Origin of the sequence: Vibrio jasicida CAIM 1864 = LMG 25398, from assembly GCF_000400365.1 — a bacterium.
In the GTDB taxonomy this organism is placed as follows: domain Bacteria; phylum Pseudomonadota; class Gammaproteobacteria; order Enterobacterales; family Vibrionaceae; genus Vibrio; species Vibrio jasicida.
In genome coordinates this window covers 1-21,027 of the sequence record NZ_BAOG01000123.1, presented here as the reverse complement: position 1 = coordinate 21,027, position 21,027 = coordinate 1, and the positions used below count along the sequence as shown (strand labels likewise).

Sequence of the window (21,027 nt, the reverse complement as noted above, 5' to 3'; positions counted from 1 at the left end):
GATATGTAGCTATTCTACCTGATAAGCCGATAACGCAGTAGAAAGCACCTACAAACGCTGCCCAAAGGGTTCGGCTAAAAGCGTTTTATTCTTTGTTGAGTCAATTTTACTTAGAGCCACTAGGCTTCAATCGACTCGCCGCGATTAAAACGCTTTTATCTCGAACAAAATTCAACCACGAAAGATAAACAGACCCTAGCCTTGCGAATGGATTACATAACACTCTCACGCATTAGCCTTAAACACCTTACTGTATTGCACATGCTGCTCACGACACACAGCGTGACTCAAGCGGCGGAACAGCTCTGCGTGACCCCTTCCAGCGTGAGTAAAACGCTCAGCCAATTGCGCGACATTCTTAAAGATGACCTTTTCTACCGCGATGGCACTCGCTTAGTCCCGACTCCATTTGCTTTGAACATCGGTCCTTCTGTTCATGGCATTCTTTCCAGCATGAACGGTTTGCTTTACCAAGGCTCGTTTAATCCGGCGTATTACGAAGGTCGCTTTTCTTTGGCAATGCGTGAAAGTACCTTCGAGATTTTCGCACCCATGCTGCAAGACTTGTCTCAGCAAATGGGGAGCCGCGCACAACTCAATGTGTATGCAAAAGAACAAATGAGTTTTGATTCTCTGATCCGTGGGCAAGTCGACTTTATGATTCTGCCGCACGACATCAGCCAACCACCGACGTACAACAAAGATTTGGTTTGGCAGACGATCCTAGAAGACGAAATGATCTGTTTGATGGGCAGCAATAACCCGTTAGTGAAAGAAGAACTTTCAGTAGAGAACTACTTGTGTGCGAGACACATTGGTATTCACGATAAAGATTTGTCCCAACCTTACTTTGAGCAGAACTTAACTCAGCGTTACGCTAAACGCAGCGTCGCGATGCACGTGGCCGATTTTGGATCGGCAGCGGTAATGTGCCACCACTCTGATTATCTGTTCACTTGTTCGAAACTTTGGGCGCGAATGGCACTGCAAGCGAAGGGGTTGGTAGAGAGACCTTTGCCGTTTGAGTACGGACAAGTGGCGTATAGTTTGGTGTGGAATAAAGCGAGCCTGAACGATCCCGCTTTAAGATGGCTACAACAACAAGTGCTTAAGGCTTGTGAAACCCTCGGTGGATGCCGCAAACCGAGAGTGAACAAACTCTAAACTGGTTCACCTTTACTGCGCTACACGTAGACCGATGGCATGGTCATTGGTCTGCTGACAAATTGACTTAATTGAGCGTGGAAGCGTTTCATTTCATCTTGGGAACATTTTTCCCATTCCAGAGCCTCACCCGTCACACCGTGATGCTGAAAGGCATTCAAACGAATGTTGACCGATTCTGGCAAAGATTGCAGATAATGCCCTACCGTTGCAACTTCCGTATCTAAATCGCTTTTACTCGGAATATGAAGCAAACGCACTTCGTACAACTTGCCTGCTTGCGCTAAATACTGAATGGTTTGGAATACACGGTGGTTATCTCGCCCGACCAACCAGTAGTGTGTTTCGCTTTGCCACGATTTAAGATCAATCATCGCGCCATCCATGTACGGCAAGACTCTTTCCCAACCTACGGTGGATAAAGAACCATTGCTATCAATGAAACAAGTGAGATGCTGCAATTCAGGATCGTGTTTGATCCCTTTAAACAGCGCCATAATGAAAGGGAGTTGTAAGGTAGATTCCCCACCGGATACAGTAACACCGCTAATGAAAAAGCGCTGTTTGCGTATCAAATCGAGCATTGCCTCCACAGAGTAGTCAGAAATTTTAGGATTAGATTGGTGCTGACATATCTCTATACAACGGTCGCAGTGGGTGCACTCCTCTTTAAGCCAAACAACGTTGTTGCTTTCGTCGAACTTCAGTGCGCCAGCGGGACACTCACTCACACAATCACCACAATGATTGCAGTGATTGATGGTGTGTGGATTGTGGCAATTGATGCACTGATAGTTACAACCCTGTAGAAAGATGACTAGACGGTTTCCCGGTCCATCAACACAAGAGAACGGAAGGATACGAGTTACCTTAGCCAAGAGGTTTTCCGAACGTCTAGTCATCTTATTCTTATCCGTCACCCATTACTTAGCGTAAGTCGGTGACATTTCGTGGCTCACCACACGTGGTGAACGCTCTAAAATACCGGTGTTCTTCGCCGCTTCTGCGCCTAGGAACGTCGTATTAGTACGTGATCCTTCTGCATCGAACTTTGCGATATCTGACAGTTTGACCATGTAACCCGTTACGCGAACCAAGTCGTTTGACGCAACGTTTGCCGTGAACTCACGGTATCCAGCATTCAATGCGCCTTTGCACAGGTTGAACATCGCTTCTGGGTTTGATTTCACTGTTTCGTCGATAGTCAGAATGTCACTGATGCCAGAACGGTAGTATTGGTGATGACCTGCCGTTGCTTGCACGTAAGACACTGGATCTGGTTCGTTTCCGTAAGGAATACGAACGCCCGGTGTTACATCTAAATCTAGGCTGATACCGCCTTGTGCATGCAGCAGTGCTTTGCCCTCTAGACCAAACTTCACTGGTGTGCTTTCGACCAATTCAGACAATTTTGCCGAGATCGCGTGACCGAGCTCGTTTGCCGTTGCATCTTGGCCGTAACGGCTTGCACTGCCCTCTTTTTCTAGTAACACATTCACTGCTTCTGCCATACCGTAGATGCCATACATTGGCGCAAAGCGAGATTCTTCGATCAAGCCTTCTTGCGTTAGAAAGCCTTTGAAGAACTCAGATTTTTCATGCAAATGTGACGCGCGTGCGTCCATCAGCTCAACCATCAAGCTGTGATATTCTGGCAGCACGTTATTAAAGAAATCTTCACGGTTGTCTGCACGATTCGCCGCTTCTTTTAGGTTCATACGCACTAACGTGTTTGAACCGCCAGCCAATGGCAAAGAGTTGTAGCAGCTCACAATACCAAAGCGAGCACCTTCGTAGGCATTCGCGTGCATTGGGTAATTCGCGATGTGTGGCTTGCTGCACTCACAAATGTTTTGTGTTGCTTGTTTTAACAAAGCGTCTGGTGTGACTGCTTCGTCGTACATGAACGTTAGGTTTGGCGCGATCTGTTTTAGCTCGGCGTCAACTTTCAAAATCGTGCGGCAAATGATGTTGTCCGTCGGACCAATGTTCACGTGCATAAACGCATCTGGCAATGTGCGATCCAGCATAATCCAGAAGTGTTTCAGTTTTTTGTAAATTTGCTCGTCAGTAAGATCACCGACGTAAGGCATCAACACATCATCAAGTTGACCTAGGTAAACCGGAATGCTGGTTACCGAAGGCACGTGATGGTAAAGGATGGTCAACATGTTGATCGCATCATCAAAATCTTCTGCTGGAGCTAACTCCAAGTATTCAGAACCTTGAGAAAGAAATTTTGCGTAGTCTGGCAAAACATAGCGCGGCTTAAACGGCGCGTGACCTTCAAACATGTCACATATGACGCCTTGCTGCATCGCTTGGCTTACCTCGTCAGAGACGGTCATATATGGAATTGTGGCTTCGGCTTCCAAAGCAAGAAAGTTTGATTTCTGTTTTGGAGACAAGTTGCTATCGGTCGCGATAGCAAGGAAACGCTGCTGAAGATCAGAAAGGCTTTGAGTCATCTAAGATGTTCCTGGAGAAAATACAACGAATACGCCCTTTCGAATCATTTGTTGATTTCAAATCATCGTTTGAGGGGACGCGTTGAATTTTACGCTCCAAGAGTCTTTGCCACTAATGAAAAAAACCAAAACGCCGATTTCCATTTTGGAAATAAGGTTTTTCTAATTTAGTCTAGGATTTAATAGCTTAGATTAATCCGCGGTTATTTAGCTTCGATGCGCGGTCGACAAAGCCACACCAGCGCTGATGAAGACACCACCTGTAAGACGGTTGAACAATTTAGCTCTTCCCTTTGCAAATAACCAGTTTGATGTCCTCACACCGAGTAATCCATAGAAGGTTAACCAACTCAGCTCGAACACCACAAACGTACTAGCAAAGATCATGTATTGAGTGAATAGCGATGCAGAAGGGTCAATGAATTGAGGAAATAGCGCGGTAAAGAATACAATGGCTTTCGGGTTGCTTGCACCAACGATAAAACCACTTACAAACGCGCTGAGATAACTAGAAGAAGACTGTTCTAACTTTGCTTGAGAAAAATCCGTCTGTTTGGATCGTAGAGCTTGGATACCAAGCCAAATAAGATACGCTGCGCCACACCACTTGATGATGTTAAAGACCAGCTCCGAAGAAGCAATCACAACACCAAGACCGGTAAAAGACAAAGTAAGAATGATGGTGATCGCGGCTAAGCTACCAAGTGCCGTCATAAAGGCGTGGCGAAATCCGCTGCTAACACCTTTGCTTAAACAAAGTAGCGAACTAGGCCCAGGAGAGGCAGTCAGGACAAGTATTGCGAGGGTGTAATAAATCCAAGTATCGAGTTGCATTGGCGCTCCTTTCCAATGTACGGATAAATGAGTGAATCACGTGGGATAACAGCCTTACTCAACGTTTCTATCCATGAAACATCACGTAGAGGGCTCCACATCATTCTGCTCATAACTGAACTAACTCAAAACCAATCGTACTCCTCAATAAGCGTTCAGAGTAAGGAACCAGAGCGAGAAGCCAGAGCAACAAACATGCCTCCATTTATCTATCTTCTCGTTCACGTTAAGTCGTTTAGTTATGCAATCAACATACTGATAATATGCAATCGTGTAAAGTGATTACTTATTGAACAAGCATCACAAACAAGCAAACTGACTGCACATTAATCGTAGAATGGCTTCGGATCGACTTCTAACGTCGAAGGCGCCACTGCTTTTTCGATAGTGTGGGCGCTGTTTTTCAAATCGACCATTGCCACATCAATATAGCGTTTGTATTTGCGAGAGTAGAAACACTTCACTATCGGTTTCAGAGCTTGAGATTCATTCGATGTCCAGACAATACCGACACGCCCATCACTTAACTGAACAATAGAACCGACTGGATAAACGCCGATGCAGTTAATAAATTTGTACACCAGTTCAGGATCAAGGTGGAATGGCGTCAAACTCAATAGGATTTTGAACGCCTCTGCCGAACTCATGCCCTTTTTGTAAACACGGTCTGCGGTCAATGCATCATAAATATCGACGATACAGCTCATGCGGCCATGCATTGGGATCTGTTCACCAGATAAACCTAGTGGATAACCGGTACCATCAAGTTTTTCATGATGCATTAAGCATACATCGCGGCTCACATCGGCAAGCCCTTTCACACCCACGATAATTTCACCCGCAAACACCTGATGCAACTTCATATGCTCGAATTCTTCAGGTGTGAGTCGTGCTGGCTTATGTAAAACCTCATCATCAACTTTGATTTTACCCACATCATGAATAATCCCGCCGATAGCAAGCTGTTTGAGCGTTTCTTTATCCAAACCTAAATGCTTACCAAAAGATACCAACAAACATGCGACGTTAACGGAATGCTCAAGCAAATATGAGTCTTTTTGCCGCAGTGCAGACACACATTGAAGCGCATCAGAATCAATAAATACGCTTTCGATCATGTCATCCGCCCACGATTCAATTTCGTCGACTTCAATGATCTTGCCTTCAAAGGTTTGGTTCAGCAGTTTTTGAGCTAAACCTTTCGCTTCTGCAATCAGTTTTTTGGCTCGCTTGTGCTGGGCTTCTCGGGAACGAAACGCGCGCTGAATTTTCGGTGTTGTAATAACGTCAGATGCCGCTAACGTGACATCATGTTCCTCTTCAACAGGGTTGAACACGCACTCCTGAGCAGAAAGTTTCTGATCAACCCACACAAACTTCACCCCACTGGCTTGCAGCTTTTTAATACCTTGCGAAGTAGAAACGCGTCCGGCATTGGCCAAGTTCACACGTTTATTTTGTTCGATTGCAGTAACGAACATACCGATACCGATATCTGCAATCGAAATTTTTATTGAGTCTTCTGGTTTGTACTGCATATCGCGAAACTTGTTAACATCTATTATTTAGCAAACGCATTATAAGGGATCTGACCATTCATCGTTATAAGAATTCACTATCAATTAAAATTAATGAGTATTAAGTCAATATATGAGACATTCGCCTCCCTAAAAACCACTTTTAATTTATGGACTTAGTCCAATTTATCATCATCTCTTGTCTGATTTTTGATAATTTGGGTGTTGAATCAATAACTCTTTCGTACAAATGGTATTTACTGTTGACTAAGTTTTATAAATGCCGATTATTAGTCGCATTACTCTAATATAATTTCTATTCCACATAAGCGAAGTCAGCTCATTAACATCACAGCTAACCAACCTGAATCGACTTGTTTCGTATGCAGTGTGAAAGGATAACCGCCCAAAATGTCATCAGCGTGTAGCTCGACTTATCTATTTATCTTCAACGCTGCTAGGATTGCGGAGGAAGCATCTTGACCACCAACAAGGTTGATCAAACCATTTCCGAACACGATCGTGAGTTTCTTCAGATCGTAGAGCAACGCTTCATCCACATCTTCGATGTGTTTAGTGAAGGACTCTTTTACATGGATGAGTTCGGCACTATGGCTTTCTATAACCAGCGATTCTATGAGCAATTTGGCATCAATGCGGGCCGTATCAATCTAGATAGATGGTTGGACTTAGTGCACCCTTTAGACAGGGAGCGTCTGTCTAAGCGTGTCGATGCCCATATCAACACCGACAACACTCGTGTCACCACTACCTATCGATTGCGTAAACCCAACGGACAATACGTATGGATTGAAGGTGTTGCGATGACCAAAGAAACCGAGCACGGCCACTATATGGTCGGCAGCCATCGCGATATCTCTGAGCGAAAACTAATGGAAAGCTACATTCATCAAGTGGCCTTTCATGACAACGCTTCCGGTATGGCAAACCGTGCACATCTGCTTCTCAATATCGATGAACTCGTGAAATCAAACCGTTGCCAAGCATCGATTTTTTATATCCAGATAGAAGAAATCAAATCTTACCTCAACCAGTATGGTAGTGAGCTGGTCGATGGCTTAGTCGAGAAACTATTGCAGACACTCAGCCATTTGCCTTCGCCCAACTGCACCGTTTACCGTGTTCATGATGATGATTTCGCTATTTTGGTGCTCGATGAAATACCACTCGAAGATTTGCACACTTATGCACAAACCATCAAACAGAATTATCATGATGCGGTAGTCGAAGAAGGCCAATATTTGGGCAGTAATATCAGTATCGGACTCTACCCTTCTATCGATCCTGAGCACTCAGCTGAAGAAATTGTCCGCAAGGCCGCGCGCACCTGTCAATATGCCAGCGAGAAAAACAAAGACCGTATCGCGGTATACAGCCAAAAAACGCAACATGCGGTGGACCGTTACTTTTTTATCGAGCAGGGTTTGAAAAACGCACTTGAAGAGAAAACACTGAGCGTGAAATTTCAGCCGATTGTCCGAGCATCCGATTTACAAGTGGTCAGCTTCGAGTCTCTGGTACGTTGGCGCAGTAAAGAGTTTGGTGAAATCTATCCTGATGAATTTATTCCTGTCGCAGAAAATAAAGGCTTGATAGTCGAGCTGGGGTACCAAGTCTTTGAAAAAGCTTGCAAGTTCATTAAAAGCTATCGTGAACGTTATCAGAACCAAGTGCGTGTGAACGTGAACGTGTCGGTATTACAGCTTCTCAATAGTGAGTTTCCGAGCAAGATAAAAGCAATGGCGGATAAGGCAGGCGTCGAACCCAAAGCGATTGTTCTCGAACTAACAGAAACCTTTATTCTGGATAATAACCAAGCGGCTATCGCCCCCCTCAACACATTAAGTGAACTCGGATTTGCGCTCTCACTCGATGATTTTGGTGCAGGCTACAGTTCTTTGAATTGCTTCTTCGATTTACCGATGACGCAAATCAAGATAGATAAGTTAATGGCATGGAAGACTCTAACAAACCGTTCGTCTCGAGAGTACTTGAAATTCTTGATCAGCATGTGTTTTGAGCAGAACATTGAGGTGGTCATCGAAGGAATTGAAGATGCTAAAATGCGCGATTTTTTTGCTGAGATGGGTGTCGATTACCTGCAAGGCTTCTGGTTTTCTAAACCTTTATCTGTCGCAAGTGCGAGTCGATACACCTTGAGTCAATAATCACTCCAGTTAAAAATCGCGAGAATGCATCCTGAGCTAAACATCCTACTCAGCTCAGGAGCATTCGATTATCTCAAGCGGTCAAACACGACATTCTGATCTAAGTGCTCGTGGTATTCGGTGTAGTCTAAGCCCATATCGAAGATGTACTTTGTCACCAAGTTTCTCACACACTCTACCAATTGCTCTGCCTGCCAAGGTTTTTCGAAGTAACGGTCGATACCCGCAGAGTTAATCGCATTGATGGTGTCCGTGTGCGTCGCCTGCCCGGTTAGCAATACTTTTCGAGTGCGTAGAAAACGACTGTCTTTAGAAATTTCTGTTAACAATTCCACACCAGTTTTACCTGGCATCACATGGTCAGAAATAATAAGCGCAATCATCTCTCCGTCTGCATCTAACTCATCCATTAATTCAAGTACTTCATCGGCAGACTCGCAATCTTCAATGTTGAGCCATTGGCCTAACGACTGTAAGTCTTGCAGAACCGCGCTTAACACCTCTCGCTGGTCATCAACGCAAATTAAATTAAGCTTGTCCATGTTCATCCTCTACCGGTAGTTTAATTCTAAATATGGTTTTTTCACTGTCACTTTTCACCGCGGTTGAGCCGTTATAACCCGCCACGATGCGTTTCACTATCGACAGCCCTAACCCCAATCCAAACGACAGACCACCTTTCTTAGTGGTGAAGTTTGGTCGGAAAATCTTTCTACGTGTAACTTCGTCGATCTCAGGACCATTGTTGGTGATAGTCACTAGAATCTTGTTCTTGCTTACCCGCGTTTGTATCTCAATCGCTGGTGACTCAGTCTCTCTTAGCGCGTCACAAGCGTTCTTCAAAATGTTGACCCAGATTTGCACCAGTTCGGTTTGCGAGCCTACGAACAGAGGTAAATCAGCCGGACTAAAACGCACACTTACACGTCTTAAATCGCTTTGTAGCAATGCAAGTGCTTGGTTTATCGAGTCATTAACTCTGAGCCCTTCTTCTTTGTCTATGTCGGTACGACCTAATTGCTTCACTGACTTCACAATGCCAACGGTGTGCTTTGAGGCAATGCGTAAGTCGTGCAAGTCTCGGCCCATCTGCCAGTAACGAATCGCTTCTTCTGGACGCTTTAACCAATGCTCATTGAGATAATCGGTTGGCACAGCGCGAGCTAATTCTCGGGCCAGATCTTTTGGCAAACCATAGAACTTCTCAAAATGGCGCCCTCGCGTTCTTGCTTCACTCGATGAGATTTTCTGCCCTTGCATCAAACCGAAATCGAAGAACTGGCTTGCCTCTGGATGGACCTCTTCGAGCAATCCCATGATCACCGACTCCAAACGCTCTGATTTACTGCTCACCACACCAATGGCATTGTTGAGCTCATGGGCGATGCCTGCTGCAAGTTGGCCAAGTGTTGTCATTTGCTCTGCGGTATGCAGCTTTTGCAATGCCTTCTCTTTACCCAGCGCTTCTTGCATCGCTCGGCGTTGACGGCGAGAAAGCTCGTTGACCATCACCGGCATAAACTGTGCAGTTAAAGGACCATACTTACGTGCTTCTACCGCTGGCGTATTGCGCTCAATCCACGCTAATTCAACGTCCGTTTGTGCAATCACAGTCGAAGAGGCAGTCCACGTTCCAGAGAAGAAACTGTGTACGCCAATAAACGCGCCCTTAGACGCCGCAAACACCTGAGTCTGCTTTTTGCTATCCTCAGAGAAATAACCGGCAAGCTCGCCAGACAGCACGTAGTAGAGCCGCTCGTTGTAGCCGTCTTGCTCAATCAATACCGAGCCTGCCGATACCGTAATGCGACGCTCGATATGATTGAAATAACGCTCCACCAGCGTATCTAATTTACTTTCGTACATGACTTAACCAATGTGTCCAACGGTGTGAAGGATCCACACCATCAAGAAACTGAGCAATACACCTACTACACCTAACACGACACCAACACGCGCCATTTGATTAGTTTGCACATGCCCTGTCGCATGAGCCAACGCATTTGGTGGCGTACTGATTGGCAGAGACATACCAAGCGAAGCTGCAAAGGTCACTACGAGAATCAACGTCACTTCTCCACCGAGTGGTGTTAACGATGCCATTGAGGTACCAAGCGCCGCCATGATTGGCATCAGTAAGTTGGCCGTCGCCGTGTGAGACATAAAGTTCGCCATAACCAAACACAAAAACGCAGCGCCAAACAGCACCACATAAGGCGAGAATTCATCAAATGGAATGCTGTGAACCACCAACCTCGCCAAACCTGTCTTGTCTAGTGCAAGACCCAACGCAATACCGCCAGATACCAACCAAAGCACGTCCCAAGAAATCTTCTTTAGATCTTCTTTGTTGATGATGCCCGTCAGTGAAAATACCGCGACCGGAATTAAAGCCACCGTGTATGAGTTCATACCGTGCGCCGAGCCCATCAACCAAAGCAGAATCGTGCCTGCAAACGTGATGTACACAATGATGGCTTTCGGTGTTTTCAAGAATTTACTCTTGATGTTGAGGTCAATTTTGGTCGTCTCAGCTTTGTAGAGAAAATCGATCAGGAACCATGCTAGTGCCATCATCACAATGACAAACGGGACGCCAAATACCATCCATTCACCGAAGGTAATAAGGTTATCACCCACTAGGTATTTCAATGCAATCGCGTTCGGTGGTGTACCTATTGGAGTACCAATACCGCCAATGTTTGCCGCGACTGGGATACACAACGCAAACGCAATGCGCCCTGGATCTTTCGGGCCAAACACCGCGATAACCGGCGTCAAGATGGACAACATCATTGCCGTCGTTGCTGTGTTCGACATGAACATCGAGAAGATTGCAGTAATCAGCATTAAACCCAGCATGACGTATTTCGGGTTTTGTCCAAACGGCTTAAGCAGCACGCGCGCTAAGTTGACGTCCAATCGATACTTGGTGGCCGCCATCGCGAGGAAGAATCCCCCTAAGAACAGCATGATGATTGGGCTAGCAAACGTCGCCATGATGTCACTGTATTGCAGTAACTCACCAAAATGAGGCTCCCCTTCATCAAGCCGAAAGAAAATCAGGCCCTTGTTGGAAACGAGCAACAACTCAAGCACGATGATCACCACAGAGGTGGCGTAAATTGGGATCGGTTCAAATACCCAACAGAGTGCAGCAAGCAAAAATATCGCGATAACACGCTGCTGAATGATGGTCATGCCTTCGAATGGAAACGCTGACAGTGGCATCAGCAAAATGAGCAAAGGGATCACCGTTGGGATGATGTATTTGAGATAAGGGCGCATAGTACTACTTCTCTTCCTGAGATGGTTTGCCGTGAGATAACTGACGTAAGGAGCTGTTTTAACTGGCTTCCTTTTTCGCCACTCCGAAGAGAAATTATGCGCGCGCTTTTGAGGAGAAATTCTGGTGTTAGATCAATGAACTCTTATTCACCGCAGAAAACATGCGGTATCTGTGTTCAAGCTCACTAATTGAGCGAGGATTATTTATTGATCACACATCTTTTTTGTCTAACCGCCTTTCCATTACATAGTTGGTTAACGTAGCACCACGGACTTCGATTTGCTGCTCGTTTACAACAATAAAACCCATGTGCTCATAGAAAGGACGAGCGGTAACACTCACTTCTGAGTAGATTCGCGTCAGCCCTTTTGCCTTTGCTTGCTCGAGTACATGGGTCATCAATGCACGCCCTACGCCTTGCCCTTGATATTCATGATGGCAAAAAAAGTGGTCGACTAATCCACTAGGCTGCACATCGCTATAACCAACGATGACACCATCTAGCACAGCGACAAACGGCTGGATAGATACCATCTTCTTTAACCACAGTTGGGAGTCAAATCCCTCTTGCGCCCAAGCCTTCACTTGTTGCTCGGTATAATCTCTGCGATTGACGTTTCGGACCGTGTTAAAGAAAAGTGCCCAAAGTTTCGGGGCATCTTCTTCTTGAAAGTCACGAATTATGATCATACGTCCTCCAATAAATCGATCTGCATTAATTGGCCACGTTCACCTGGTTCTCCCACCGGACGCCAACCATTTTTGTAATAGAAACGTTCACCTGCGTCATTTCCGGGAATATACCTCAGTCTCGCATACCCGCAGCCGTGATTGGCAAAAAGTTTAAGTAGAAAATCTTGCAGTTGCCTACCGAGCCCTTGATTACGGAATTCGGGCAGTAAATAGAACAAATTGATGTAACCGAATTTACGTCCTTCCTCGTCTAAAACTGGATATCGACACTCCAACTGCGCAACGATTTGATTGTCTTTGATGACATGAAAGAAGCCTGCTTGGGGATCTTTCGCAATCGACGTAAACCAAGAGGTGATTTCTTGGGTATCAAACCCATCCTGATGGCCAAAACTCACCTCATACGCATCTCTGCGAAACGCGATGCATAAATCCAAGTGAAGAGATAAATCGACAGGGACAAATTCCATTTAAGCTAACCCTTTTATTGCTTAATTATTCGCTATATAGATATTCGTTATTTTATATAACCATAAATTCAAGAATTTTATATTTCAACCGTCGGTCATTTAAAAACATGCTTTTATAGGAGAAGTTATTATGCATGCATCATCTGTTTCCCAAAAACCGACACAATTTGGTTATTACCTTGGCGTATTTGGCGTTGCCCTTGTTCTTATTTGGTTAGGTATTTATAAATTCACTCCAACCGAAGCAAAACTCATTGAACCTTTGGTGGTAAATCACCCTGCCATGTCTTGGCTATATGGCATCATTTCCGTTCAAGCCGTGTCTAATATCATTGGCTTAACCGAAATCATCGTCGCACTCGGCCTATTGGTTGGATTGAAAAAACCAACCGTAGCCTACTGGTCCGGTATCGCTGCAAGCGTTATCTTCCTCGCGACACTGAGCTTCCTAGTTACGACACCAAATACATGGAAAATTTCCGACGGTGTTTTGATCGCGAACTTTTTCCTTGTAAAAGATATTCTGTTCTTAGCGATTTCAATCAGCGTGGTTGAGCGAAACAAACCAAGTTTGACGCCAGCTATCGCCTAGTTTTAGGAAAAGTATCGAGAGATAGAAAAGAGAAAGCGCCATGACGATATGGCGCTTTTGTTTGCCGTAAAAACGTTTAACCCGACATCATCACAGCTTATTGTCCACCCCAATAGTATCAGTAGAGCCTATTGATGAGTTTCTACATTAAAAACGAAGGCCAGTCAGAAACTGAGCAACAGCGAATAAAGGGACGGACCACGCGATGACGCTTCGATAAGGCAACATATGAACGAGGAGAGACGGATAACGTATCAGTTCCATTATTTGAAGGTGAGTAAGTAAATGCTGCTCTGGGCTTGAAAAACATGCCCAAAATCGCCGGGTAAAAGGGTGAGCACAGATAGCGTGCAAATAGCTGGAACAGATTGACCATATTCCTAGAAAACCAACTAACTCAACGAGAAAGAATACTTCTAGGCTAATAGGTAACACGGAAGGTCCACTTAGCAATACAATGGCTAGAAAAAGCCAAATCTTACGGTTCATCTACACTCCTTGTTCCGTGCTCTCTTAGCGCATTTAATCCTTCCAGCGCCTTTAACGTTGATGCCTTCAGAAGGGGCTTGTCGTATTTTTTTCTGATGTTGAGAGCCGCATTAAACAGCGATTCTGCCTCTTTCAATCGCCCATGCTCTACATACAACTTGCCCAAATGCTGATAACTAAAGCTCAAATACAGCTCAGAGGCAAACGCTTGGCTTTGTATAAACACGCTCGTCGCCTCATCATAGTCCCCTATATACTGTTTTGATGTTGCGACAACGTGCAAAGCCCAAAATTGATGCTTATGGTCCAAAGCACTTTTCGCGACACGCTCCCCAATAGTTATTGATGCTCGGTAGTTGCCTAGCACTCGTAAGCTGTCAGACAACAAAATTTGTTGCCACTGTAACGCCTCTGAGTGCCTTCGAAACCAAAAGAGAAGACATTTACTCCCGCTTTTACACAATCGAGTAACCGCACCTAAGCTGGGCCTATCTCTTTGAAATTTCATCATTGCCATTTCGGATTGTGATTTGTGCGTCCTCACTGCTATAAATGACTTTGCTTGGCTTACCATCAACAAAATGCAGCGCGGCATAATCACTGAGGCCGTAGCAGGTCGCATCAAGATGACTATGAGCAAAGCGCTCGAATAGGTCGTGTTTCTCGTCGTTCTCAATAAAGTGAGCCGATGCTAAACCTCGTAAAAGACCGATGCCTTTGATGATGGAGTAAGCCTCTGGATCGCTGTCTGTAATCCCATAATCAAACCAACAAATGGCGCCTGCACTCATCCCACAAAGTATGATGCCGCGGTTGTAACACTCTTTGAGAATGTCGTCGATACCCCATTCTTTCCATAGAGCCAGCATAGAACGGGTATTGCCACCGCCAACGTAAATCACATCTTGCTCTAGCAACTTGGTTCGCCAGCCTTTCTCTAACTTGAACAGAGGAAAGTGTGTAAGGTGTTCGCTCAGCTTAGCATTGTGGAAACGGGTGATGACTTCTTCCGAATCTCCGGTGGCGGTCGAGAGATAACAGATTTTAGGGTTATTCTTTCCCACTAGTGACAAAATGTATTGGTCGAGTTGGCTTGGGAGCTCTCCCATCATCCATCCGCCTCCACCCAATACGACACAATGTTTTTCCAAAAGTTGACTTCCTTCTATTTTGGCTCAAACCGATAATGACCGGTTATAGGATAATCAAACAACATATCCTCCAGTACGACACCTCCTCCTATATTGTGAACAATCAAAGGTCGTCGTTTGTCTGTCGATAAGTCATCGGCAACGATACCAATATGAGGGAGGTTCCCAGGGAGCATCCACGTGACAATGTCACCTGACTTGAAATTATGACCATCATTCGAGATAGGTATTTCTACCCCATGACGTTGAAAGAACATTTGTAAATTTGGAACTCTGCGATGATCAATATTTCTATCAGTACGAGTTAAGCCCCAGATTCGTTTGGATGGATATGCAGAAAAGTTATCTCTCATGTCTTCATGAACAAGGACTTGGAGATCGACACCTAGTTTTCTATAGCTACGAATAATAACATCGGTACACACCCCGATATCAGAAGCAACATCGCCATTCGGGTAGCCAATTTGGTAATAACTTCCATCATAAGTAATGTCGTACTGTGTTCGTTCTTTTGCTGCCTCAGCAAGCAAAATAGGTTGTTCTGCTATAGCTGGCAAGCTAACAAGAACCGCCCACATGACAATGAATTTTCCCATAACAAGTTAAAGTCCTTTTCATCAAAGCCACCCAATACTTCAACACTATTTTATCGGTTGCAGAGAGATTGACTTTAGGTTGTTCGATAAGACCAATAAGAATTGCTTTTAAACTGCGTAAACTTCTCGGTAGAGTCAAATTCACCGACGGGCTTTTTATCTAATGTAGGACACGCTTCAAATTGATTTCATATAATTTGTACGACCAGAATCAAAAAGCTACCCCGAGATTAGCTTTACGCTTTTTCGACCACATGAACAACTTTCCCGGTTGTAAACAAGCAACGAAGCTACGAAGAGTGAATTCCTATCACTATGATTTACAAGTTATTTAACTCCCACCAACGACTTTATTACTTCGCACCACGAATTTATATCAGACCACTTTTCTGTGATTGGGGCTTCTGAATTTCGAATTGTAATCGCATACAATACATATGCACCCCGTGCAATAAAAAAGGAATTATATGAAAACGCTTATTTATGACACGCTTGTCAACCTTGCTAACCAAGAACCAGAACACCACGCGAAAATACGCCAGAACCTTTATGAGCAGTTAGATCTGCCCTTTGATAAGCAGCTTGCTCTGTATGCATGTGCACTCGGTCCTGCGAGCTCTGGTAAACTGGAAAGTCGTCAAGGTATCGACAATGCGGTAGATAGTGCAGTTAGACTATTAGCGACTCCTGAACGTTAATCAACTTTGCACTTTTAACGGCCCTACTCCCCTGGCGGGCCGTTTTTCTTCAAGGAAATAAACTCTCCTCTGTCCTCAACCAGAGATACACTGCCCCATAATCCCAAACGCACTCCCCATCGCGATTGCCCAAGAAATTGACCGTAAAACACCGAAGTTCAATAAATAAAGAACATGGTAAGCGATTCTAAAAACGATATGCGCTAACGCTAAGAGCTGAATCTTCTCATTTACTGCACCTGTCGATATTGCAAGTAGAACAGCAGAGGCAAAAACTATCAGAGATTCAAAAGCGTTCTGATGTGCCGCTAATGCTCTAGCGCCAAATCCTTTCAAGCCAGCTTGCTGCTCGCGAGGGTAATTATTGTTATAGCCGCCCGCTTTATGCATAGCAATTGCCACAGGTATTTTGGCTACATAAGGTAAGAAAGCCGCTACGATTAGACAAAAAATCAAAATATCCATGTTTCATCCTAGTTGGTACCGCGAGAGGTTAATTCTAAAATTATGAGCGATACTTTCACTATAAGCCGGATTACTCATGATTTAGTACCTAATTTGACTGCATTAGTACAAGTCAATTGTAAACTCGTTCCATAAGTTGTTCCTTAGAAGTGGACTCTCTATGGCAAACGTTTATACCATAATGAATGGTAAGAGCCTTATCAATTAGGCGTCTTCATCAATAGTGTTAGGATTCGTATTCTTAGCTATTTGTATGAAGGTATATGAAATACCGCATACAAAAAATTTAGTCACCCATAACATCAAAGCGGAAATAATCAGCCCTAAACCAAACTGGATCCCAGATGCTATAGATGAAAATACACCAAAAGCAGCAAATAACGCTACAACAACCGTCAGGAAGACATCTATTTTCTTTAATCTGGACTCAAACTGTTCGACCTTTTTCATTAACACTCCTTGTAAACTTAAAGAACAAAGGTTGAGTACAATCCTACAGTTAATCATATCGTCAATGCAATTTTGAATTTAGTCCAGAAGACACATTGTGAAGCGTTAATGATGTAACATGGACACCATTGAAGCAGGAATCACTTAGATTATTGGATGGTACGTATGTGGTTAGATAAATAAATTTTGAATCGTTTACTCTTCAACTTTGACGGCTGTTGCGTTCCAGTACGTAATCAGAACAACCAATACAGCCCAAGGCATTGCGAGCCAAAAATAGTAAGAAGCCTGACCATTTGTTAAGTGGTAATAAGAAACTAAAACAACACTAGCGAATATTGATATGCTATATGCAAACCACAAAGCCACACAAACATCATTATTAAACTTAGAAATTGAAACTCGGCGCTCTGCGCAAACCAAAAAAACCAAACCAAAAGCAATCAATCCACCCAAACCAAGGTGAATAAATAAAAGTGGAACTAAAATCCAAAACGACATATATACGCCCTTGAGTAGCCATACGATTTGTTAAAGTGAGATCGCCATAATACAACAACCTCTACAAACCACGTTGAGAAAAAAGTAAACGCATAAAAAATGCGACGCGCTGCGAGCCACTCTCAAATGCTTTGTTAGCAGGCTGCTAGCACTGATTTAATCTATTCCGCTCACTCTTATAGCTTTCAACTTTTCAATAAGAGCGTCAGCCATCGGTTTTAACTTATCCGGTTGCTCTCTAGAGTAAGATTTCATTGTTGCCAATACATCAATTCTTAACTTTTCTAACCGAGCTACCTCATTACCAGTAAGGTCTGTAAACACCATCCCTTCTAACTCATTTAGCCAATCGTTAAAGGGCTCTGGGCTTTCGGATAATAAAAGTAACGTATTCTTAGGCTCAACTTTTAGTGCAACCATCAATAAAGGTGAAACTTCTCCAGAAATAGCCCCGTCTCTACATTTCCAAATTTCTACCAAAGAAAAAAGTGTAGGAATTGTTTCCAAAGCTTCTTTTTTTTCAAGGTTCGGTTCAATAGATTTGTAGTTTTCTATCATCCAGTTATGCAAAAGACTTACCTCTGGGGTTTTAGCATGCAGCAGCCCTGAACAAAAAGCGGACAATATAAGAATTACCATATTCCTTATCATTATTTCTGCTCCAGTTTATTAGATATATTTATGGTAATTTTTCATAGCTCACGATTTCAACATAAATTTCTTTAAGAACCGATTTACTATTACCTACATAGTAATGAGATTTGGCCACACCCCCCACATTTTACCTGATATCAAACACCCAAGAGCATCTTTGTGATAATTTCCAGCATGGCTTAGAATAAATATTCTACCGGGAATATTTTGTAGATCATATATATTAGGGTACTTCGTTGATCTATAAGGAAACAATTTTCAAGTGCCTGCTTTGAACGCTTTAGATTTAATTTAACTTCATCTAGTTCTTTCACCTATCTTATTCTAGTTATCAAATCAATGAAATTAACAGAAGAGTCACATAACGCCCTATTAAGGGGTGAGCAACGCAATACCGAAGTTGCCGCATACCTCCTTAACTACTAAAACCAACGCATAGTGAAAATGCCACGCGTTGCGAATCAATCTTAAGCAATTTGTTATGTGTTACAACCAAGGTGACTTTTATTTTTACCTTCCTACATTGACTACATCATTCACACCAATGCTAAATTTTGCCTCAGTACGTTTTATACATGTATTACTAAAAAGTGAAAAATCAATTTCCCTTGATAATTCACTATATTTAATAACTTCGTCATCATTAGCAAATAATAAAAGTGTAATACTATCTAAATCTGATATTCTACTTAGATTCTCAGCATCCCAGTCGAATCCCAGCAAAGAACGAGCAGCAGTATTATTGGAGTACGGACCTAAAAAACAGACTCGATTCCAATCACCTTCGACAACTTCAGAAAAATCGACACTACTGTCATTTAATCTTAGTTGTATATCATTTGTATCTGAACAGGATACTTGAAGTAAAATAAAGAAAATCATAACCAATTTTTTCATTTTTTCTTCTCTTTCTTTATTACCTTAAGACGACCTGCTAGCAATGAAGTGTAACAATAATGTGCAAGTTTATCATTACTCGCCATTGATAACCCTAACCGAATACCAACTTTATTATTGTGTAAATCCATGACCTTTTCATTTTCTGGGTTTTCCGGAAAGTCTTCATGTGCTGTCGTAAATTCGAGAGCATTTTTGTATCCAATGTCACGAGCTAGCATCGCAGACCAAAAACAATGACGAAATGCATCGCTTTATCATTGTGTCCATTAATGCCAAAGCGAGATTCTGTTTCGAAAAAAGCAACATCTTTCGCTTCTTTTATTGCTATAGCATGGTGAGGGTTTAATGTAAGATACTCTTTTTCACCTTCTTTAAGAGAATTGTATTGTTGATAAATATGTTTAACCATGAGACCTCCGCATTTAAACACAAACTAGCCTACACTTTTAAAGCAAATCTACATTACTAAAAACTGATTAAAAATAAGACCTTGAGAAGGAAAGCACAGTTACATGATTATCAATTACATCTTCGAACTTACTCGGCTACATAACGCCTTGTTAAGGGGTGAGCAACGCAATACCGAAGCCGCCGCATACCACCTTAGTCACTAAAACTAACGCATAGTAAAAATGCCACGCGTTGCGAATCAATCTTAAATGCTTTGTTAGCTGGCTGCTAGCATTGGCTTAATCTATCACGCTCACGTTTATAACCTCCAACCTTTCAATAAGTGCGTCAGCCATTGATTTTAGCTTATCCGGCTGTTTTCTAGAGTAAGATTTCATTGCTGCTAATAAATCAACTCTTAGCTTTTCTAACCGATTCGCCTCATTGCAGGTATGGTCTGTGAACACCATACCATCTAGCTCATTTAACCATTTGTCAAAAGACTCTGGGCTTTCAGATAGTAAAAGTAAAGTATTCTGAGGCTCAACTTTTAGCGCAACCAACAATAAGGGAGAAACTTCTCCGGAAAAGGTGTTAAACTGTTTATCAGATAGACGTGTGAACTGGCGCTTCCAGTTCCGGATCTGCTGGGCACTGATGCCCAGCTCCTTGGCAACGGAGACAGCCGTTCGGCCAGGAAGACTGGCCAAGCGCACTGCTTCTTTGCGGAACTCTTCGGTGTACGCTGGATTACGATGTTTAGCCATAAATCACCTCTCAATTAGACCCTAGATCTAACTTAGTAAAGTGTCTACTAAACGTGGGGTACTCGGTCACATAACGCCCTGCTAAGGGGTGAGCAACGCAATACAAAAGCCGCCGCAAACCACCTTAATCACTAAATTCAACGCATAGTAAAAATGCCACGCGTTGCGAATCCCTCTTGAGCAGTTTGTTAGTTTGCAAACCCAACGCGTTTATTTTACGTTATTTTAAACTTTGCAAACAATAAGCTTTATGTGTTTTGATGCACTTAAGTCAGGCGTAGTCTCAAAGCGGCTACTTGATGAAACCACTTGGAACAAACAACGCCGCAGAAAACGAACTCACAACACCAAAAAGCGCTTTTGGAAAGTTAATCTCACAATGCGGACTTTCAACAAAGTCACTGAAACCACGTGGAACTTGCCACACCAAAGAAAGCGTCACTTCAGCGAGTAGATCGGCTTTTATTCCAACAAACTCAACGAGCAGAGTCTCAGCAAAAAAGTTCAACTCAGTTAACCCAAAAATCGCCGCACCAAAGAACAAATCAACCGTTGAAACGATACCAATTTTAAGTTTACACCACGCAAGTTAACACTGAAATTAAGTGCCGATATGACAATTTCGACTTTAAGCTTTTACCACTAGATCTTGCGATATAGGCGCGTTTTTCCTCTTGCAAACTAACGCCTTGCTAAGGTGTGAGTAACGCAATACAAAAGCTACCGCACAGCGCCTTAATCACATAAGCC

Annotated in this window: 25 protein-coding genes; 4 read left to right on the top strand and 21 right to left on the bottom strand. The window is 43.3% G+C overall.

Annotation, left to right across the window (positions count from 1 at the left end; genetic code table 11):
* Nucleotides 1-207: 207 nt before the first annotated feature.
* Nucleotides 208-1,164, top strand: coding sequence for a LysR family transcriptional regulator (locus VJL_RS24120; protein WP_050568891.1), 957 nt, complete (start codon nt 208-210; stop codon nt 1,162-1,164).
* Between the two features lie 20 nt (nt 1,165-1,184).
* On the opposite strand, the gene VJL_RS24115 is transcribed toward VJL_RS24120, so the two are convergent.
* The 4 genes from VJL_RS24115 to VJL_RS24100 form a co-directional block, all read right to left on the bottom strand.
* On the bottom strand, nt 1,185-2,066 hold the full coding sequence (locus tag VJL_RS24115; RefSeq protein ID WP_038881845.1) for a YjjW family glycine radical enzyme activase: 882 nt from the start codon (nt 2,064-2,066) through the stop codon (nt 1,185-1,187).
* 21 nt (nt 2,067-2,087) lie between these two features.
* Entirely contained in the window at nt 2,088-3,632 is a 1,545-nt protein-coding gene (locus VJL_RS24110) for a YjjI family glycine radical enzyme (protein ID WP_038872193.1), read from the bottom strand.
* 207 nt (nt 3,633-3,839) lie between these two features.
* A complete protein-coding gene (locus VJL_RS24105; protein ID WP_038881844.1) occupies nt 3,840-4,466 on the bottom strand; it encodes a LysE family translocator in 627 nt (208 codons plus the stop codon).
* Nucleotides 4,467-4,792: 326 nt separating this feature from the next.
* The gene (locus tag VJL_RS24100) at nt 4,793-6,004 is read right to left on the bottom strand and encodes an HD-GYP domain-containing protein (RefSeq protein ID WP_038881843.1); all 1,212 of its coding nucleotides are present in this window, start codon (nt 6,002-6,004) and stop codon (nt 4,793-4,795) included.
* Between the two features lie 458 nt (nt 6,005-6,462).
* Between VJL_RS24100 and VJL_RS24095 the strand changes: the two genes are divergently transcribed.
* Nucleotides 6,463-8,172, top strand: coding sequence for a putative bifunctional diguanylate cyclase/phosphodiesterase (locus tag VJL_RS24095; RefSeq protein ID WP_038881840.1), 1,710 nt, complete (start codon nt 6,463-6,465; stop codon nt 8,170-8,172).
* A 68-nt stretch (nt 8,173-8,240) separates the two neighbouring features.
* Here VJL_RS24095 and VJL_RS24090 read toward each other — a convergent pair whose 3' ends face one another.
* The 5 genes from VJL_RS24090 to VJL_RS24070 all read right to left on the bottom strand — a co-directional run bounded on the left by VJL_RS24090 (nt 8,241) and on the right by VJL_RS24070 (nt 12,624).
* Entirely contained in the window at nt 8,241-8,714 is a 474-nt protein-coding gene (locus tag VJL_RS24090) for a response regulator (protein WP_038872181.1), read from the bottom strand.
* Nucleotides 8,701-10,038 carry an ATP-binding protein gene (locus tag VJL_RS24085; protein WP_038881839.1) on the bottom strand — a complete coding sequence of 446 codons (1,338 nt, stop codon included), beginning with the start codon at nt 10,036-10,038 and terminating at the stop codon, nt 8,701-8,703. The genes VJL_RS24090 and VJL_RS24085 overlap by 14 nt, the downstream gene beginning before the upstream one ends.
* A 3-nt stretch (nt 10,039-10,041) precedes the next feature.
* Nucleotides 10,042-11,460 carry an SLC13 family permease gene (locus VJL_RS24080; protein WP_038881838.1) on the bottom strand — a complete coding sequence of 473 codons (1,419 nt, stop codon included), beginning with the start codon at nt 11,458-11,460 and terminating at the stop codon, nt 10,042-10,044.
* Between the two features lie 211 nt (nt 11,461-11,671).
* Nucleotides 11,672-12,151 carry a GNAT family N-acetyltransferase gene (locus tag VJL_RS24075; protein WP_038881837.1) on the bottom strand — a complete coding sequence of 160 codons (480 nt, stop codon included), beginning with the start codon at nt 12,149-12,151 and terminating at the stop codon, nt 11,672-11,674.
* Nucleotides 12,148-12,624: a GNAT family N-acetyltransferase gene (locus VJL_RS24070; RefSeq protein ID WP_038881836.1), complete on the bottom strand. Its 477-nt coding sequence runs from the start codon at nt 12,622-12,624 to the stop codon at nt 12,148-12,150. Before VJL_RS24070 ends, VJL_RS24075 begins: the two co-directional genes overlap by 4 nt.
* 130 nt (nt 12,625-12,754) lie before the next feature.
* On the opposite strand from VJL_RS24070, the gene VJL_RS24065 reads away from it, so the two are divergent.
* Nucleotides 12,755-13,216, top strand: a complete 462-nt coding sequence (locus tag VJL_RS24065) for a DUF417 family protein (RefSeq protein WP_038881835.1) — start codon at nt 12,755-12,757, stop codon at nt 13,214-13,216.
* Between the two features lie 478 nt (nt 13,217-13,694).
* Here VJL_RS24065 and VJL_RS24055 read toward each other — a convergent pair whose 3' ends face one another.
* Genes VJL_RS24055 through VJL_RS24045 form a run of 3 tightly spaced genes read right to left on the bottom strand, consistent with a single transcriptional unit; the run spans nt 13,695 to nt 15,452 of the window.
* Nucleotides 13,695-14,216, bottom strand: coding sequence for a tetratricopeptide repeat protein (locus tag VJL_RS24055; protein ID WP_227741168.1), 522 nt, complete (start codon nt 14,214-14,216; stop codon nt 13,695-13,697).
* Nucleotides 14,194-14,856 (bottom strand): Type 1 glutamine amidotransferase-like domain-containing protein, encoded by a 663-nt coding sequence (locus VJL_RS24050; RefSeq protein ID WP_038872163.1) that lies wholly within the window; start codon nt 14,854-14,856, stop codon nt 14,194-14,196. The genes VJL_RS24055 and VJL_RS24050 overlap by 23 nt, the downstream gene beginning before the upstream one ends.
* Before the next feature lie 14 nt (nt 14,857-14,870).
* A complete protein-coding gene (locus VJL_RS24045; protein ID WP_038881833.1) occupies nt 14,871-15,452 on the bottom strand; it encodes a DUF1287 domain-containing protein in 582 nt (193 codons plus the stop codon).
* 467 nt (nt 15,453-15,919) lie between these two features.
* Between VJL_RS24045 and VJL_RS24040 the strand changes: the two genes are divergently transcribed.
* Entirely contained in the window at nt 15,920-16,150 is a 231-nt protein-coding gene (locus tag VJL_RS24040; RefSeq protein WP_038872158.1) for a PAS factor family protein, read from the top strand.
* Nucleotides 16,151-16,225: 75 nt separating this feature from the next.
* On the opposite strand, the gene VJL_RS24035 is transcribed toward VJL_RS24040, so the two are convergent.
* The 9 genes from VJL_RS24035 to VJL_RS23995 form a co-directional block, all read right to left on the bottom strand.
* The gene (locus VJL_RS24035) at nt 16,226-16,615 is read right to left on the bottom strand and encodes an MAPEG family protein (RefSeq protein ID WP_038881832.1); all 390 of its coding nucleotides are present in this window, start codon (nt 16,613-16,615) and stop codon (nt 16,226-16,228) included.
* A gap of 204 nt (nt 16,616-16,819) precedes the next feature.
* Nucleotides 16,820-17,065, bottom strand: a complete 246-nt coding sequence (locus VJL_RS24030; protein ID WP_038872154.1) for a hypothetical protein — start codon at nt 17,063-17,065, stop codon at nt 16,820-16,822.
* Between the two features lie 195 nt (nt 17,066-17,260).
* A complete protein-coding gene (locus VJL_RS24025) occupies nt 17,261-17,566 on the bottom strand; it encodes a hypothetical protein (RefSeq protein WP_038881831.1) in 306 nt (101 codons plus the stop codon).
* 156 nt (nt 17,567-17,722) lie between these two features.
* Entirely contained in the window at nt 17,723-18,205 is a 483-nt protein-coding gene (locus tag VJL_RS24020; RefSeq protein WP_152436683.1) for a hypothetical protein, read from the bottom strand.
* A 525-nt stretch (nt 18,206-18,730) separates the two neighbouring features.
* On the bottom strand, nt 18,731-19,117 hold the full coding sequence (locus tag VJL_RS24015) for a hypothetical protein (protein WP_038881829.1): 387 nt from the start codon (nt 19,115-19,117) through the stop codon (nt 18,731-18,733).
* Nucleotides 19,114-19,338, bottom strand: coding sequence for a DUF6973 domain-containing protein (locus VJL_RS30075; protein ID WP_227741167.1), 225 nt, complete (start codon nt 19,336-19,338; stop codon nt 19,114-19,116). The genes VJL_RS24015 and VJL_RS30075 overlap by 4 nt, the downstream gene beginning before the upstream one ends.
* Nucleotides 19,332-19,529 (bottom strand): hypothetical protein, encoded by a 198-nt coding sequence (locus tag VJL_RS30070; RefSeq protein ID WP_227741166.1) that lies wholly within the window; start codon nt 19,527-19,529, stop codon nt 19,332-19,334. The genes VJL_RS30075 and VJL_RS30070 overlap by 7 nt, the downstream gene beginning before the upstream one ends.
* Before the next feature lie 280 nt (nt 19,530-19,809).
* Nucleotides 19,810-20,277 (bottom strand): transposase, encoded by a 468-nt coding sequence (locus VJL_RS30065; protein ID WP_227741165.1) that lies wholly within the window; start codon nt 20,275-20,277, stop codon nt 19,810-19,812.
* 292 nt (nt 20,278-20,569) lie between these two features.
* On the bottom strand, nt 20,570-20,785 hold the full coding sequence (locus tag VJL_RS23995) for a hypothetical protein (RefSeq protein WP_227741164.1): 216 nt from the start codon (nt 20,783-20,785) through the stop codon (nt 20,570-20,572).
* Nucleotides 20,786-21,027 lie beyond the last annotated feature (242 nt).

What these genes read in the sequence shown, in the direction of transcription:
- VJL_RS24120 (WP_050568891.1), top strand. Translation starts at nt 208, where the DNA reads ATGGATTACATAACACTCTCACGCATTAGCCTTAAACACCTTACTGTA.
- VJL_RS24115 (WP_038881845.1), bottom strand. Translation starts at nt 2,066, where the DNA reads ATGACTAGACGTTCGGAAAACCTCTTGGCTAAGGTAACTCGTATCCTT.
- VJL_RS24110 (WP_038872193.1), bottom strand. Translation starts at nt 3,632, where the DNA reads ATGACTCAAAGCCTTTCTGATCTTCAGCAGCGTTTCCTTGCTATCGCG.
- VJL_RS24105 (WP_038881844.1), bottom strand. Translation starts at nt 4,466, where the DNA reads ATGCAACTCGATACTTGGATTTATTACACCCTCGCAATACTTGTCCTG.
- VJL_RS24100 (WP_038881843.1), bottom strand. Translation starts at nt 6,004, where the DNA reads ATGCAGTACAAACCAGAAGACTCAATAAAAATTTCGATTGCAGATATC.
- VJL_RS24090 (WP_038872181.1), bottom strand. Translation starts at nt 8,714, where the DNA reads ATGGACAAGCTTAATTTAATTTGCGTTGATGACCAGCGAGAGGTGTTA.
- VJL_RS24085 (WP_038881839.1), bottom strand. Translation starts at nt 10,038, where the DNA reads ATGTACGAAAGTAAATTAGATACGCTGGTGGAGCGTTATTTCAATCAT.
- VJL_RS24080 (WP_038881838.1), bottom strand. Translation starts at nt 11,460, where the DNA reads ATGCGCCCTTATCTCAAATACATCATCCCAACGGTGATCCCTTTGCTC.
- VJL_RS24075 (WP_038881837.1), bottom strand. Translation starts at nt 12,151, where the DNA reads ATGATCATAATTCGTGACTTTCAAGAAGAAGATGCCCCGAAACTTTGG.
- VJL_RS24070 (WP_038881836.1), bottom strand. Translation starts at nt 12,624, where the DNA reads ATGGAATTTGTCCCTGTCGATTTATCTCTTCACTTGGATTTATGCATC.
- VJL_RS24065 (WP_038881835.1), top strand. Translation starts at nt 12,755, where the DNA reads ATGCATGCATCATCTGTTTCCCAAAAACCGACACAATTTGGTTATTAC.
- VJL_RS24055 (WP_227741168.1), bottom strand. Translation starts at nt 14,216, where the DNA reads ATGATGAAATTTCAAAGAGATAGGCCCAGCTTAGGTGCGGTTACTCGA.
- VJL_RS24045 (WP_038881833.1), bottom strand. Translation starts at nt 15,452, where the DNA reads ATGGGAAAATTCATTGTCATGTGGGCGGTTCTTGTTAGCTTGCCAGCT.
- VJL_RS24040 (WP_038872158.1), top strand. Translation starts at nt 15,920, where the DNA reads ATGAAAACGCTTATTTATGACACGCTTGTCAACCTTGCTAACCAAGAA.
- VJL_RS24035 (WP_038881832.1), bottom strand. Translation starts at nt 16,615, where the DNA reads ATGGATATTTTGATTTTTTGTCTAATCGTAGCGGCTTTCTTACCTTAT.
- VJL_RS24030 (WP_038872154.1), bottom strand. Translation starts at nt 17,065, where the DNA reads ATGAAAAAGGTCGAACAGTTTGAGTCCAGATTAAAGAAAATAGATGTC.
- VJL_RS24025 (WP_038881831.1), bottom strand. Translation starts at nt 17,566, where the DNA reads ATGTCGTTTTGGATTTTAGTTCCACTTTTATTTATTCACCTTGGTTTG.
- VJL_RS24020 (WP_152436683.1), bottom strand. Translation starts at nt 18,205, where the DNA reads ATGGTAATTCTTATATTGTCCGCTTTTTGTTCAGGGCTGCTGCATGCT.
- VJL_RS24015 (WP_038881829.1), bottom strand. Translation starts at nt 19,117, where the DNA reads ATGAAAAAATTGGTTATGATTTTCTTTATTTTACTTCAAGTATCCTGT.
- VJL_RS30075 (WP_227741167.1), bottom strand. Translation starts at nt 19,338, where the DNA reads ATGCTAGCTCGTGACATTGGATACAAAAATGCTCTCGAATTTACGACA.
- VJL_RS30070 (WP_227741166.1), bottom strand. Translation starts at nt 19,529, where the DNA reads ATGGTTAAACATATTTATCAACAATACAATTCTCTTAAAGAAGGTGAA.
- VJL_RS30065 (WP_227741165.1), bottom strand. Translation starts at nt 20,277, where the DNA reads ATGGCTAAACATCGTAATCCAGCGTACACCGAAGAGTTCCGCAAAGAA.